At 62.6% G+C, this 14455-nt stretch carries 14 protein-coding genes and 1 pseudogene; 3 read left to right on the top strand and 12 right to left on the bottom strand.

Annotated elements, in window-relative coordinates; translation table 11 throughout:
* The 4 genes and pseudogenes from U0004_RS24980 to U0004_RS24965 form a co-directional block, all read right to left on the bottom strand.
* The gene (locus U0004_RS24980) at positions 1-1101 is read right to left on the bottom strand and encodes a glycosyltransferase family 9 protein (protein ID WP_070254278.1); all 1101 of its coding nucleotides are present in this window, start codon (positions 1099-1101) and stop codon (positions 1-3) included.
* Positions 1102-1136: 35 nt separating this feature from the next.
* Positions 1137-2870 (bottom strand): lipid A export permease/ATP-binding protein MsbA, encoded by a 1734-nt coding sequence (gene msbA, locus U0004_RS24975; RefSeq protein WP_070254277.1) that lies wholly within the window; start codon positions 2868-2870, stop codon positions 1137-1139.
* Positions 2871-2916: 46 nt separating this feature from the next.
* The gene (locus tag U0004_RS24970; RefSeq protein WP_070254276.1) at positions 2917-4134 is read right to left on the bottom strand and encodes an O-antigen ligase family protein; all 1218 of its coding nucleotides are present in this window, start codon (positions 4132-4134) and stop codon (positions 2917-2919) included.
* 252 nt (positions 4135-4386) lie between these two features.
* A pseudogene (locus U0004_RS24965) lies at positions 4387-5625 on the bottom strand (malic enzyme-like NAD(P)-binding protein); the annotation flags it as partial.
* A 206-nt stretch (positions 5626-5831) separates the two neighbouring features.
* On the opposite strand from U0004_RS24965, the gene U0004_RS24960 reads away from it, so the two are divergent.
* The 3 genes from U0004_RS24960 (at position 5832) to U0004_RS24950 (ending at position 8067) form a co-directional block, all read left to right on the top strand.
* Positions 5832-6857 (top strand): LacI family DNA-binding transcriptional regulator, encoded by a 1026-nt coding sequence (locus U0004_RS24960; protein WP_034786474.1) that lies wholly within the window; start codon positions 5832-5834, stop codon positions 6855-6857.
* Between the two features lie 126 nt (positions 6858-6983).
* On the top strand, positions 6984-7463 hold the full coding sequence (locus U0004_RS24955) for a hypothetical protein (RefSeq protein ID WP_052140504.1): 480 nt from the start codon (positions 6984-6986) through the stop codon (positions 7461-7463).
* Between the two features lie 64 nt (positions 7464-7527).
* Entirely contained in the window at positions 7528-8067 is a 540-nt protein-coding gene (locus U0004_RS24950) for a hypothetical protein (protein ID WP_226939445.1), read from the top strand.
* On the opposite strand, the gene U0004_RS24945 is transcribed toward U0004_RS24950, so the two are convergent.
* The 8 genes from U0004_RS24945 to hemF form a co-directional block, all read right to left on the bottom strand.
* Positions 8043-8669: a LysE family translocator gene (locus tag U0004_RS24945; protein WP_070254275.1), complete on the bottom strand. Its 627-nt coding sequence runs from the start codon at positions 8667-8669 to the stop codon at positions 8043-8045. The two genes, U0004_RS24950 and U0004_RS24945, sit on opposite strands and share 25 nt — an antisense overlap.
* Before the next feature lie 73 nt (positions 8670-8742).
* Entirely contained in the window at positions 8743-9519 is a 777-nt protein-coding gene (locus U0004_RS24940) for an AraC family transcriptional regulator (RefSeq protein ID WP_070254274.1), read from the bottom strand.
* A 2-nt stretch (positions 9520-9521) separates the two neighbouring features.
* Positions 9522-10985 carry a ribonuclease G gene (gene rng, locus U0004_RS24935; protein ID WP_070254273.1) on the bottom strand — a complete coding sequence of 488 codons (1464 nt, stop codon included), beginning with the start codon at positions 10983-10985 and terminating at the stop codon, positions 9522-9524.
* A 43-nt stretch (positions 10986-11028) separates the two neighbouring features.
* A complete protein-coding gene (locus U0004_RS24930) occupies positions 11029-11649 on the bottom strand; it encodes a Maf family protein (RefSeq protein ID WP_034786478.1) in 621 nt (206 codons plus the stop codon).
* 8 nt (positions 11650-11657) lie between these two features.
* Entirely contained in the window at positions 11658-12128 is a 471-nt protein-coding gene (gene rlmH / locus U0004_RS24925; protein WP_034747108.1) for a 23S rRNA (pseudouridine(1915)-N(3))-methyltransferase RlmH, read from the bottom strand.
* Between the two features lie 6 nt (positions 12129-12134).
* Positions 12135-12824, bottom strand: a complete 690-nt coding sequence (rsfS, locus tag U0004_RS24920; protein ID WP_034786479.1) for a ribosome silencing factor — start codon at positions 12822-12824, stop codon at positions 12135-12137.
* Positions 12825-13472, bottom strand: a complete 648-nt coding sequence (nadD, locus tag U0004_RS24915; protein ID WP_225317413.1) for a nicotinate (nicotinamide) nucleotide adenylyltransferase — start codon at positions 13470-13472, stop codon at positions 12825-12827. It lies immediately after the preceding gene.
* Positions 13473-13516: 44 nt separating this feature from the next.
* Positions 13517-14431, bottom strand: a complete 915-nt coding sequence (gene hemF, locus U0004_RS24910; protein WP_034786480.1) for an oxygen-dependent coproporphyrinogen oxidase — start codon at positions 14429-14431, stop codon at positions 13517-13519.
* Positions 14432-14455 lie beyond the last annotated feature (24 nt).

Below are 14455 nucleotides of genomic sequence, written 5' to 3'. Positions count from 1 at the left end.
CTAGGCGATGGTCTGCAATACCTGGTCGACCGAGATCGCCTTGACCCAGTCGCTGCGCCGCGCCACCGTGATGACGGTGCTGTTGGCGCTGTCGAACGGCGCCCATTCCGGATTCTTCTTGCGCATCAATGCCACCACCGGCACATGCACGGCGTTCGCCAGGTGCATGATCGACGTTTCCACCGAAATGATCAGGTCGCATTGCGCCAGCATGGCGGGCAGCTGGAAAAAGTTGTCGACAGCGCTGAAGGCTTGCGTGCGCGGCAAGCCACGCGCCTGCACGACCGCATCGACCTTAGCCAGTTCCTGCGGCATGGCATTGATCAGGAAGCAGGCATTTTTCCACTTCGGCATCGCTTGCATGCGCGCGATCAGTTCGGCGATGCGTTCCAGCGGCCAGCCGCGCTTGTGCGACTTGGCAAACGGGTTCAGGAGTACGAGCGGACCCTGGCGCGGCGCAAAGCCCCAGGTGGCCAGCTGCGCCTGCGCTTGCTGCAGCGCCTGCTCGGGAATGTGCACGAAGGGATAGCGTTCGGCCACGGGAATGTCGATTCCCGTCAATTGATGGAACCAGTCCGCATACACGCTGCTGATATGGTGCTCGCCGGCATCCTGTCCCGCATACGAGGCCAGCACGGCATCGATCTTGCGATAGGCCAGGTAATGCCAGGGACGCAGTGGGCTGAACGGCTTGCGCGTGCCGATCACCAGCCCGTTCGGGCTGATCGCGCGGGCAAGATCCGCGTATTGCTGTGGCCGTACGTGGGCCAGTGACACGACGACAGGATAGTGTTCCGCCTTGGCTTCGCGCAGTGACTCTTCGTAGAGCGCCGGGCTGTAGGTCTTGCGGTACACCTTGGCGAACAGGCCAGACTGCTCTACCCAGTCATACAGCGAATAGGTGCGCAGGCTTTCCCATTGTTTCGCGTCGGACGTGCGGCGCACTTCGTCGACCCACAGGTGGATCTGAATATGGGGATAGGCCGCGGCGAAGGCGCGGAAACCGTTTTGCAGGTAGGTAAAGTCTCCCAGCGCCAGATGGGCGATGAAAAGAATTTTGTCCGACTTTTGTAGAAGTTCGGCGGGAATCAAAGGCGTCATGTATCAGTACGATTTCAGGTATTCATTCGATGGTGTCAAGCCACTTGCTGGGAAAATTGCAGGCGATGCAGATTGGCATAGGCGCCGTTGGCATCCAATAATTGCTGGTGACTGCCGGTTTCCATTATTTTCCCATGTGACAATACCACGATACGGTCCGCACGTTCAATTGTTGATAGCCGATGCGCAATAACGAGGGTGGTTTTACCTTGCATCAGATGTTCCAGCGCCGCTTGCACGGCCCGTTCCGCTTCCGTATCCAGTGCCGAGGTCGCTTCATCGAGGATCAGGATGGGCGCATCCTTGTAGATCGCGCGGGCGATGGCCACGCGCTGGCGCTGGCCGCCGGACAGGCGCGAGCCGTTGTCGCCCAAGCGCGTTTCCAGGCCGTCGGGCAAGCCGCCGATGACGTCCGACAGGAAGGCGGCGGCCGCAGCCGCTTCGATGCGTTGCCGGTCCGGCGCCGCATCGCCATACGCGATATTGGCGGCCAGGGTATCGTCGAACAATACGACTTGCTGGCTGACCATGGCGATCTGGCTGCGCAGGCTCGTCAGGGCGATGGTATCGATATTCTGCCCATCGAGCAAGATCTCGCCACTGCTGGCCGAGTAAAAGCCGGGCAGCAGGCTGACCAGGGTTGATTTGCCGCCGCCGGACATGCCGACAAAGGCGATCGTTTGTCCTGGCGCAATGCTCAGATCGATGTGTTGCAGCGCCGGTTCCGGATGTCCGGGATAGGCAAAGCTCACGTCCCTGAACTCGATGCGGCCTTTGCTGCGCCCGGCGAGCGGCTGGCCGCCCGTGCGCTCCGGCGTCTTGTCGATCAGCAAAAAGACTTCTTCCGCGGCGGCCATGCCGCGCTGCAGGGGGCCGTTGACTTCGGCTAGTTGCTTCAAGGGCGTCAGCAACATCAGCATGGCCGTGATGAAGGACACAAACCCGCCGACCGTGATCTGCCCCTGCTCCGACTGGAACAGGGCCATCACGATGACCAGGGCCACGGCGGCGGCCGTGATCACCTGCGTGATGGGGACGGTGGCGGAAAAAGTGGTGGTCATGCGCATGCTGTAGCGGCGCAATTGCTCGGCACGCTCTTCGAAGCGTGACTTTTCGTAGTCCTGGCCGCCGAAGATCTTGATCACTTGCTGGGCGCGCGTGGTTTCCTCGATGACCTGGGTCAGCTCCGCGTTGACGGCCAGGGAGTCGCGGTTGAGTTTTTTCAGGCGCTTGCCCGTGGTGCGTACGACGATGGTCAGCAGGGGCAGCAGCACGAGGGTCACGAGGGTCAGCACCCAGTTCAGGTACAGCAGCCACGCCAGCAGGCCTAGCACGGTCAGCGAGGAGCGCACGATCGACGTAAACACCTTGGTCACCATCTCGATGATCTGCTGTACTTCGAACATGATGGAGTTGATGACTTTGCCCACCGTGTGGGTGTTGTAGAAGTCGATGGGCAAGTTGAGCATGCTGGCAAACATCCTGCGCCGCAACTCGTTGAGGATGCGCGTGGAGACATAGCTCATCAGGTAGCTGCTGGCAAACGTCGACGCGCCGCGCATGGCGAAGATGCCGATGACGATCAGCGGCACGAGCCAGAAGGAAAAATTCACCTTGCCGCCAAAGCCATTGTCGAGCAGCAGCTTGAGCGCATACGGCAGCAGCGGTTCCGTCGCCGCCGTGACGACCATCGCCAGCAAGGCCAGGGCCAGGTGTTTCTTGTAGGGCGCGTGCAGTGCGGTGAGGCGCTTCAGGTCGGGCGTGAGCATCGGTATGGTTCCTTGCAGGGGACAGCAAAAACGGTCAGGCGGAAGCTTAGGCAATGCGTTCTTGCTGGCGCAGCATGGCCCACAGTATCACCATCGGGAAGACCAGCATGATGATGCCGATATTCAGGGTGAGCGAGTTCGTCGTCAAGCCGAACGTGATATAGCAGGAAAGCAGGATGACGCCGGCCAGCGCATAGGGTTGTGTCGTTTGTCCATGTCCTGCCGCCCGCAGGGACTGGGTGAACAAGCGCAGCGGGAGGAAAAACAGCACCAGCAATGCTAACAGGCCCAGCATGCCGCGCTTGACCAGCGAATCGATATAGTCGTTGTGCGCATTCGTGAAGTCGCGCGCCACGGCATTCATCTTGCCTTCGGCTGCCAGCTCCTGCTTTTGCGCCAGATAGCCATTGCGGCCGATGCCCAGCAACAGGTTTTCATCCGACATGCGCAGCGCGGAGCGCCACATTTCCACGCGTTGGCCAACGGAAGAGTATATGTTGCCGGAATCATTGAAACTGTTCAGTTCGTTGATGGCGGCGACGCTGCGCTCCCGCACCGGTGAGTTGGGGAGGGCATAGACGAGGGTGCCGAATACGACAAAGGCGGCTGCGACACTGAAAAGGTAACGTTTGCCGTGTTTTCTAGCATGATGCAGGGCGATGATGCAGACACAGATCGGCAATGCCAGCCAGCCGCCACGGCTACCGCTGATGATCGAACCGGCAATGCCAGCGATGCAGCCGCACAGCATCAGCACTGTCCACAGGCGCTGGCGCGATTGCGCGCGTGCCCACGTGACGCCGCATAGCGAGAGCATGCCCAGCAGCATGCTCACATTGCCATAATGGATGGCGTTGCTCGTGGCAGCTTGGGGACGAGCAATGTCATGGACAAAGAATTGCCAAAAAGCCAGTGCAGCGCCGCCGATGGCACCAATGGCAACACCGCTCCACCACGCTTCCGGCCGCGGCGGATAGGCAATCAGCAGCAGCAGCACGGGCGCGGCCAGCAGGGCCCGCAGGGGCATGTCGAGTTCGCGCGCCGGATCGGCGTGATACAGCATGTTGGCGGTAAAGATGAAGAAGTACAGCAGCAGCGTGCCGAGCATCAGGTAATCGCGGCGCTGCAGATTCAGACGGGGGCGTTTCCACAGCAGCCAGCTGCTGGCCAGCAGCAGCACCAGCGCGCCAAGGGAATATCCGCTGTTGACTGCCAGCGCCAATGCCGAAAAGAGAAAAACACAAACAGAGGTCAGGCCGAGCATGAATATCCTTGGTAACGCACGACGTCGCCATTATGGCAACTGTAGCAACATAAAGTAGGCGTCATTGTAATCGAAGGGGGCAGCAAAAACGGCACCCGGGAATTTACTCTTCGATAACTATATAGGCGGTCTCAAGGGGGAAATGAAAAAAACCATGGTTTTCAGCCATGGTTTTTTTGTAAGCAATGGTAACTTGCTGTTATTTTGCTAAGGCAGGATCGCCTGCCACGCGTATCAGGCGACTGCTGGCACGCGGGTGGCGACGCCGGTGGCGATGGCTGCTTGCGACACGGCAGGCGCGACCCAGCTGCGCAGACGCTCGTCGAACGGCGACGGTATCAGTTGCAGCGGCGTCAGGGCGCTGCTTTCGTGACCCGGCAACGGCTCCTTGGCCAGCGCGGCGATGGCGCGCACGCAGGCCAGCTTCATTTCTTCATTGATGGTGGTGGCGCCCACGTCGAGCGCGCCACGGAAGATGTACGGGAAGCACAGCACATTGTTGATCTGGTTCGGGTAATCCGAGCGGCCCGTGGCGACGATGGCGTCGTCGCGCACGGCGTGCACTTTTTCCGGGGCGATTTCCGGATGCGGATTGGCCAGGGCGAAGATCAGCGGCTTGGCGGCCATCGATTCGACCATCTGCGCGCTGACCACGCCGCCCTTCGAGACGCCGATGAAGATGTCGGCGCCGACCATGGCGTCAGCCAGGTCGCGGTCGCTCGTGTCGTTCGCGTAGCGCGCCTTGTTCTCTTCCATGCTGGCATCGCGGCCCGGGTAGATCACGCCCTGGCTGTCGCACACTTTCAGCAGCGACTTGTTCAGGCCCAGCGAGACAAGCAGGTCCAGGCAGGCGATCGACGCGGCGCCAGCGCCCGAGACGGCCACTTTGACGTTGCCGATGTCCTTGCCGACCAGTTCCAGGCCGTTCAGGATGCCGGCCGCGACGATGATGGCCGTGCCGTGCTGGTCGTCGTGGAAGACGGGAATATTCATGCGCTTGCGCAATTGCTGCTCGATGTAGAAGCAGTCGGGCGCCTTGATATCTTCCAGGTTGATGCCGCCAAAGGTCGGCTCCATGCGCACCACGGTGTCGATGAACAGGTCGGGATCGTTTTCGGCCAGTTCGATGTCGAACACATCGACGTCGGCGAACTGCTTGAACAGGCAAGCCTTGCCTTCCATCACCGGTTTGCTGGCCAGCGGACCGATATCGCCCAGGCCCAGCACGGCCGTGCCATTGGTGATCACGGCCACCAGGTTGCTGCGCGACGTATAGATGCCGGCCGTGCGCGGATCTTCCACGATGGCTTCGCAGGCAAAGGCCACGCCCGGCGAGTACGCCAGGGTCAGGGCGCGGGCGTCGCCCAGAGGTTTGGTTGGCGTGACGGAAATCTTGCCTGCGCGGGGTTCCGCATGATAGGCGAGGGCGGCTTCTTTCAGGTTGAAGGTTTCGCCGTTCTGTTCGGCGTGCTTGCTGTGCGAAGTAGACATAGGAATTCTGTGAGGGGCAACCAGGCCCGAGTGGTAAGTCCGAGTCATGGTATGCAAGCGTTTGCACGCTGTCAAGGCTGGATTGTACTTAAGCCGGCCAAAACCGCTTTGGGCAACGGCATTATTTCAATGCAAGCGTTTGCTCGGTTTTTGACGGCGGGGGCATTTTTTGCGATAAAATCACCGTATTGCGATCCGGGAAGCCCATGACAAACAAGAACCCCACCTTAAGCGACGTCGCGCGGGCCAGCGGCGTGCACTTTTCCACCGTCTCGCGCGTGATGAACCCGGCAACGCGGCAAATGGTCAGCGCCGAGGTGGCCGCGCGCGTGCTGGCCGAAGCGGGCCGGCTCGGCTACCGGCCGAACCGCGCCGCCTCCACCCTCGTCACCCGCAAGTCGCGCATCATCGGCGTGGTCTTGCCCGACATTACCAACGCTGTCTTTCCACCGATCCTGCTGGGCATCGAGGAAGGCTTGCGCAAGCATGGCTACCTGGCCATCGTCGCCAACGTGGGTGCTGACGAGGAAGAGCAGCTGTTCGTCATCAACCGCCTGCTGGGACAGCAGGTCGACGGCCTGATTTTGGCTACCGCACGGCGCGACGATCCCGTCATCAAGATGTGCATCGACCAGAATGTGCCCGTCGTTACCGTCAACCGCAGCGACGAGACGGGCGTCGCTTCCTGCGTCGTCAGCGACGACGTGGTTGGCATGCGTCTGGCGGTGGAACACTTGCTGGCGCTGGGCCACCGCCATATCGCGCACATTGCCGGCCCGGAAAACCTGTCCACTGGCCACGTGCGCCGCCTCGGTTTCCTGGCCGCCATCCAGGCCAGCGAACTCGATCGCTCGCAAGCGTTCGTGTTTGAAAGCAGCGGCTATTCGCGCGAATGCGGCAAGGCGGCCCTGCTGGAACTGCTGCGCCAGTCGCCGCGAACGACGGCCGTGGTGACGGGCAGCGACCTGGTGGCCCTCGGCTGCTACGACGCCATCCGCGAATTGGGTTTGAGTTGCCCCGAAGATATTTCCGTGGTGGGCCACAACGACATGCCCTACATGGACATGATCCGTCCGCCCCTGACCACCATCCGCATCCGCCACCACGGCATCGGCACGGAAGCGGCCCGGCTGATCCTGCAAACCATAGCTTCGCCCGATTCCCCGGTGCTCGACGTGCGCCTGAAACCCGAACTGGTGGTGCGCGAATCGACGGCGGCGCCGCGCGCCTGAGTCTGCCGCTTGTTGCCCTTCTTTTGCAGGAGTATGTTTAAATCTTGATATTGATAATGATCAAGATAACCCCATGCAGACGACATATAGGCGACAACGGCGGCATGCACAGCAGGGAGGCCGCTGATGCCGAAGAATTTCGGCATGCCTGGCAACGCCTGGCGCTATGCGCTGGGCAGCGACTATGGCTATTGCTCGCCCTTGCTTGACGGCATAGAGTTTGAAAACGAGTGGGTGACGATACGCGAATCGGCGATCCGCATCCGCGCCGGCTATGCCTGGGATGGCTGTTCGCCCTGTATCAGCGTGCTCGGCCTATTTTATGTGGGCACGCCCGATGGCGCGCAGCACCTGGGCTTGCCGGCGACGTATCATGCCAGCCTCGTGCATGACGTGCTGTGCCAGTGGCGCGCCGACATTCCCGTCACCCGCGCGCAGTCGATCGCCATTTTCCAGCAGTTGCTCCGGGAGGTGCGCTTCCCCCTGGCGGGGCTGTATGCGGGCGCCGTCTTCCTGTTCGGGCCACGGCGTGACTTCATGCGGCCTGGCGCGCGCGCCGCAGTGGCCGCCCCGCACCCGCCAGGGGCAACATTAAAGCGGCGCTAACGCCGCCGCCGACGCGCCATGGTGTTAAACTGGCGGCCCTCAACGTATTTTGCCCTCCATCGCCATGACCAAAACCAACACGCCCTCCCCGAAACGCCGCGAAGAGGGCGTCGCCAAGCTGACCGTCAATCCCTTTCTCGATGCCGAGTTTTACGCGCGCATGCGCGATTACACGGAACGCGATGCGGCCATCATCAAGGAATTGAAAGCGATCGCCGAGATCCGCGCCGGCAACAAGCAGCCCGATCCCCGCCTGGCGCCGTCGCTGCAAGCACTGCGCGATACCGTCAAGAAAGGTCTGACGTTTGGCGAGATGCTCGAGCGCATGGCGGCCGGCAAGGAAAAAGGCTTGTGGGAACCGTGGATGACGACCTTCGGCATTGAAATCCGCGCCGTCAACTACGGCGCCGGCCCGCGCAACGCCTGCCTGGTGCTGGACCTGGCGGCGAATGCCCCCGCGCACGCCATGTTCGCCAAGGCCGGCATCCAGAACTGGCGCAGCCTGGCCGCCGACGACTGCTCCGTCGTGCGCTCGGAAAAAGCGACGGAAACCACGCCCTTGAAAGTGTATGCCGTGTTTTACCTGGATCCGCTGCCAGCCTGATCCGCTAGCAGCACCACCGCCAGCACGATCAGCATCACGCCAGACAGCCGTTCCAGCGACGGCAGCGCGCGCGCAAAGCGCTGCCGCAGGGCGGTGCTGCCGATAGCCAGCGCCACCGCCATATCCCACGCCAGCACGGCAAAGACCATCCACGCGCCATATGCGACCATCGCAGCGGTGTTTGTCTGCCTGGAGGCCAGCACGGCGGCCAGGCTGACATAGAACAGCGCATTTTTCGGATTCAGGATGGCGGAGGCAAACCCCATCACGACACTGCCGCGCCAGCGCGCCTTGCCGGTGGCGGGCTTGGCATCCAGGCCGCTCTTGCCCGCATGGCGCAAGAACAGCCAGCCCAGGTACAGCAGATAGGCGCATCCCGCCAGCCGCACCACCATGAATGCCGTACTGCCCGCCCGCAGCACCGACAGTCCTCCAAATGCCGCCACGATAAACACCGCATTGGCCACGGTAATGCCCATGCACGTGCCGGCAGCGGCGCGCCAGCCGTGGGCCAGCGAGGTGCGCGCGATCAGGAAAAAATCGGGACCGGGCGACAGCAGGGAAAGAAAGTGGGCGGCGGCGATCAATAAAAAGTCCTGCATGGCTTGCGCTCCGTAACGATAGGGAGGCGAGTATGCAATGCTGCTGCCGGCGCGTATTGAAGAAAATTGCAGGCTAGCGGTAGCGCCCGGGCGTGATGCCCGCATGCGCCTTGAAGACGCGCTGCAGGTGGCTCTGGTCGGCAAAGCCCAGCTCATGCGCCAGCTGCGCCAGCGCCGTCCCTTCCTGCAAGCGGCTGCGCGCGCGGTTGACGTGCATATTCAGCTGGTAGGCATGCGGCGTCAGGCCCGTGGCGGCGCGAAAGGCGCGGATCAATTGATAGGGGCTCAGGCCAGCCGCCTCCGCCAGTTGCCGCAGGCTGGCCGAGGGCTGCGCCTGCAGCGTTGCGAACACGGGCGCCAGTTGCCGCGGCAGCGGCTTGCGTTCCGACGGCAGCACGTCTGCGCAGGCGCTGGCGCAAGCGCCAAGGAACGCCAGCAGCGCCGCATTTTTCTCCGCCGCGCCGGCCGTTGAAAACAGCAGCGCATTCATGGCGCAAAACTGCGCATACAGCAGCGGGCAACGCAACACCGTCGCCGTGTCGCCATCGAGCGCCGGCGCGTGTGCTTGCAGCCACCGCGCATCGAGATGCAGCATCTGGTAGCTCCACGGGGCGTCAGGCAGGGGATTGCAGGCGTGCACGCAGCCGGCCGGCACCAGCACCAGGCTGCCATTACCGAGGGCGACCTTGCCGTCTTTGCTGCCTGTAAAGATGCTGCCGCCTGCGTCGACGGCGCCGATGGAAAACGTGGGATGGCTGTGCGGCTTGTAGCACGCCCGGCTGTGGCAGGCACGCCGGCTCTCCACGTGGGGGAGAGACGGGTCGCGCCAGAAGGCGGTGCTGCCCGGCATGACTACATCAGGATCACGTCGTACTGCTCCTGGTGGTAGGCATTCTCCACCTGCAGCGAAATTTTCTTGCCGATGAAATCACCGAGCATGGCCAGGTGCTGCGATTCTTCTTCGAGGAACAGATCGACCACCTCCTGCGAGGCGAGGATGCGGAATTCGCGCGGGTTGAACTGTTTCGCCTCGCGCAGCAGTTCGCGCAGGATTTCATAGCAGATCGTGCGCGAGGTCTTGACTTGTCCCTTGCCGGCGCAGGCGGGGCAGGGTTCGCACAGGATGTGGGCCAGCGATTCGCGCGTGCGCTTGCGTGTCATTTCCACCAGGCCCAGTGGCGAGAAGTTGCTCACCGAAACCTTGGTGCGGTCGCGCGACAGCGTGCGTTTCAGTTCGGCCAGCACGGCGTTGCGGTGCTCGGCATTGTCCATGTCGATGAAGTCGAGGATGATGATGCCGCCCAGGTTGCGCAGGCGCAGCTGGCGCGCAATGGCGTGCGCCGCTTCCAGGTTGGTCTTGAAAATCGTGTCGGCGAAGTTGCGCCCGCCGACAAAGCCGCCCGTGTTGACGTCGATGGTGGTCATCGCTTCCGTCTGGTCGACGATCAGGTAGCCGCCCGATTTCAGGTCGACCCGGCGGCCCAGTGCGCGCAGGATCTCTTCTTCCACGCCATACAGGTCGAACAGCGGGCGCTCGCCCGTGTAGTGCTGCAGGCGCGTCAGTTCGCTGGGCGTGTAGATTTCCGCGAATTCGCGCAATTTAACGTAGTTCTCGCGCGAATCGACCTGGATGGTGGCCGTTTCATCGCCGACGAAGTCGCGCAGCACGCGCTGCGCCAGGCTCAAGTCCTGGTGCAGCAGGCTGGTGGCGGGACGCGTGCGCGCACCGTGCGTGATCGTGCTCCAGGTCTTGCGCAGATAGTCGACGTCCGCCTTCAAGTCCGCGTCGGACGCATCCTCGGCCATGGTGCGTACGATGTAGCCGCCCTTTTCATCGGCAGGCAGCAGGCTTTGCAGGCGCACGCGCAACTGCTCGCGCTCCGCTTCCTTTTCGATCTTCTGCGAGATGCCGATGTGCTTGTCCTGGGGCAGGTACACCAGCATGCGTCCGGCGATGGAAATCTGCGTCGACAGGCGCGCGCCCTTGGTGCCGATCGGGTCCTTGATCACCTGCACCGTCAGCACCTGGCCGTCGAAGAGGATTTTTTCGATCGGCGCCGGTGTCGCATTCTGGCCGTCGTGGCCGCGCGCTTCCCAGATGTCGGCCACGTGCAGGAAGGCGGCGCGCTCCAGGCCGATGTCGATGAAGGCCGACTGCATGCCCGGCAGCACCCGTACCACTTTGCCGGAATACACATTGCCGGCCAGGCCGCGCGTGAGCGTGCGCTCGATGTGCAATTCCTGCACGGCGCCCTGCAGGATGAGGGCGACGCGCGTTTCTTGCGGCGTGATATTGATCAGGATGTCTTCGTTCATGGAGGCGGGGAAGTGGAGGCGACGAATGACATCATACCCGGGATCAGGGCAGGGGCAAACCTGCTTCACGCAGCAATTGCGCCGTCTCGTACAGGGGCAGGCCCATGATGCCGGAATGGCTGCCTTCGATATGCTCGACGAACAGGGCGGCGCTGCCCTGGATGCCGTAGCCGCCGGCCTTGTCGTAGGGCTCGGGCGTGGCGCAGTAGGCGGCGATGGAGGCCGGCGAGAGCACGCCGAAGCGCACTTGCGACACCTGCGTGCGCTGCTCGGCGAAATCCTTGTAGTGCACGGCGATCGAGGTGAGCACCTCGTGCGTGCGGCCCGACAGCTGCTGCAGCATCGCCACGGCCTCAAGGCGGTCGGCCGGCTTGCCGAGGATGATGCCGTCGATGGTGACGGTGGTGTCGGCTGCCAGCACGGGGCGCGGGGTCAGGTGGCGGCGGCGCACCAGGTCCCAGGCGAAGGCGGCTTTTTCATTCGATACGCGGGCGACATAGTCGAGCGCCGATTCGCCGGGCAGGACTTCCTCTGTGACGTCGGCGCCGCGCGGGCCGTCGCTGCGCAGCAGCAGCAATTCGAAATCGATGCCGATCTGGCGCAGCAGTTCGCGCCGTCGCGGGCTTTTGGAGGCAAGGTAGATCTTGTGATCAGCCGTTTTCATGGGGGAGTTCAGACGCGGTGATAGGGGTGGTTTTGCGTGATCGACCAGGCACGATACAGCTGCTCGGCGAGGATCACGCGCACCACGCCGTGCGGCAGGGTCATGCTGGAAATGCGCAGCATGCCTTCGGCACGTGCCTTGAGTTGCGGATCGAGGCCGTCGGCGCCGCCGATCAGGAAGGCGGTGTCGCGGCCATCCTGCTGCCACGCCATCAACTGCTGCGACAGGCCGACACTGGTCAGGTCCTTGCCGCGTTCGTCGAGCGCGATGATGCGCACGCCCTTGGGCAGGACGGCTTCGATGCGTTCGCGTTCCAGCGCCATCGCCGTGGCGGCGGTCTTGCTGCCGGAACGCTCCACCGGCTTGATTTCTTTCAGCACGATGCGCAATTCCGGCGGCATGCGCTTCGCGTATTCCGCGAAGCCCGTCTCTATCCAGGCCGGCATTTTATGGCCGACCGCAGCGATGATGAGCTGCATCGAGGCTTACGCTTCGACTTTTTTGATACGCTTGATCACGGTTTTTGCCGGTGCAGCATCGGCTGCCGGCTTGGCCGCGCGTGGGGCGCGCACTTTTTTCTCTGGCAGCGCTTTCAAGGCTTTCACGGCAGCCGCTTCGGTCTTGGTTGGCGCGACTTTCACGGTCTTGCCGACAGCTTTGGAAGCGGTGGCTTTTTTCGCCGGGGCTTTCTTGGCGGCGGTGGCGGCCGTGGCTTTCTTGGCCGGTGTCTTTTTCTCGATCACGGGCGAAGCTTCCACATTGGCCTTGCTCGCTGCCAGATGGCCGCTGACCTTTTTCGGCTCGTCGCCGGCCGCTTTTTTCGGCGCGCGCTTGGCGGCACCCAGCTTGACCGGCGTGTCGCCCCAGATTTCTTCCAGGCGGTAGTAGGCGCGGATAGGCGCTTGCATGATGTGGACGATCATGTCGCCCAGATCGACCAGCACCCATTCACCCGTTTCCTCGCCTTCCATGCCGATGATGTCGCCGCCGGCGTCCTTGACCTTGTTGCGCACCGAGGCGGCCAGCGCCTTGGTTTGACGGTTCGAGGTACCGGAAACGATCGCGATGCGGTCGAACAGGCTGGTCAGGTGACTCGTTTCGAAGACGGCGATGTCTTGGCCTTTGACGTCTTCAAGGGCGTCAACGACGAGGGTTTGCAGTTTTTTGATGTCCATTTAGCTTTTGTATAAATTATGTTGTTCAATATAGTCTAGCACTAGCGGGGAAACAAGCGAGTTTGCCCGATTCCCCCGTTGTAATGCCGCACGTATTTCGGTGGCGGAGATATCCACCGCGAAGTCCTGTGCCAGATAAGTCAGACCGTGCGGCGTGTTGCGGATGCTTTCCAGTGACCCCAGGCGGCGCGAAAATTCTTCGGCGACCACTTGTGGCACTGCGGTGTCATTCAGCGCGAAGCCGGGGCGGGCCGCGACGCAGATATGCGCGTATTCAAATAATTGCTGCCATTCGCGCCATGTCGCGAGCCGCTGCAGCTGGTCGGCGCCCATCAGGAAAACGATGGATGCGCGCGCTCCCAGCTCGGCGCGTACCTGGCGCAAGGTATCGATGGTGTAGCTGGCCTGGCCATGTTCGCTGCGCTCGATTTCCTGGCGGTCGATCACGACCGGCACGGGCAGGCCGGCAAACGCCAGGCCGGCCATCTCGGCGCGCTGTTGGCCGGTGGCGCCCAGGTTGCCCTTTTGCCAGGGCGCGCCGGCCGGAATCACGCGCAGTTCATCGGCGTGCAGCAGGCTGGAAAAATGCGTGCCCAGCGCGACATGGCCCATATGCACCGGATCGTAGCTGCCGCCCAGCAGCGCCACGCATGGGGTATTGCCGGCGATGCCATGCGTCGTGCTAACTCCGGTCACGCCTGCAGCCAGTCGCGATGCACGAGGAAGTCAGTATACAACGCCGCTTCGGGACTGCCCGCTTCCGGGTGCCAGTCGTAGCGCCACTTGACCACGGGCGGCATCGACATCAGGATCGCCTCGGTGCGTCCGCCCGACTGCAGGCCGAACAGGGTGCCGCGGTCGAACACCAGGTTGAACTCGACATAGCGTCCGCGCCGGTAGCACTGGAAATCGCGTTCGCGTTCGCCGTAGGGCGTGTCCTTGCGGCGCGCCAGGATCGGCACATAGGCCTTGACGAAAGCGTCGCCGGCGCTGCGCATCATCGCAAAGCTGTCGTCAAAGCCCAGGGCATTGAAATCGTCGAAGAAGATGCCACCGGCGCCACGCGCTTCGCGCCGGTGCTTCAGGTAGAAATAATCGTCGCACCACTGCTTGAACTTCGGATGCAGTTCGTCGCCAAACGGCGCCAGCGCATCATGGCACACCTGGTGGAAGTGCTTCACGTCGCCCGCGTCGCCATAATACGGCGTCAGGTCCATGCCGCCGCCGAACCACCATACGGGTTCGCCATCGGCATTGACGGTGCTGAAAAACCGCACATTCATGTGCACCGTCGGCGCATACGGATTACGCGGATGCAGCACCAGCGACACGCCCATCGCTTCCCACGCCTTGCCGCCCAGTTCAGGGCGCGCGGCCGCTGCCGATGGCGGCAATGCGGCGCCGGTAACGTGCGAAAAGTTCACGCCGCCCCGCTCGAATACATTGCCTTCCTCGATCAGCCGCGAAATGCCGCCGCCGCCCTCGGGGCGCTGCCAGGCATCGGTCAGGAAGGGCTTGCCGTCCTGCGCTTCGAGTGCCTGCACGATACGGCTTTGCAAATCGAGCAAATAGGCCTTGACGGCCGAAGGAGAGGGAGTTGACGACATCGCGTGGGCCGACGAGGCCGAAAT

This window comes from Janthinobacterium lividum (assembly GCF_034424625.1).
Taxonomy (GTDB): Bacteria; Pseudomonadota; Gammaproteobacteria; order Burkholderiales; family Burkholderiaceae_D; genus Janthinobacterium; species Janthinobacterium lividum.
Note: the sequence above shows the minus strand (reverse complement) of the source record. Positions and strands in the feature narration are given on the sequence as shown.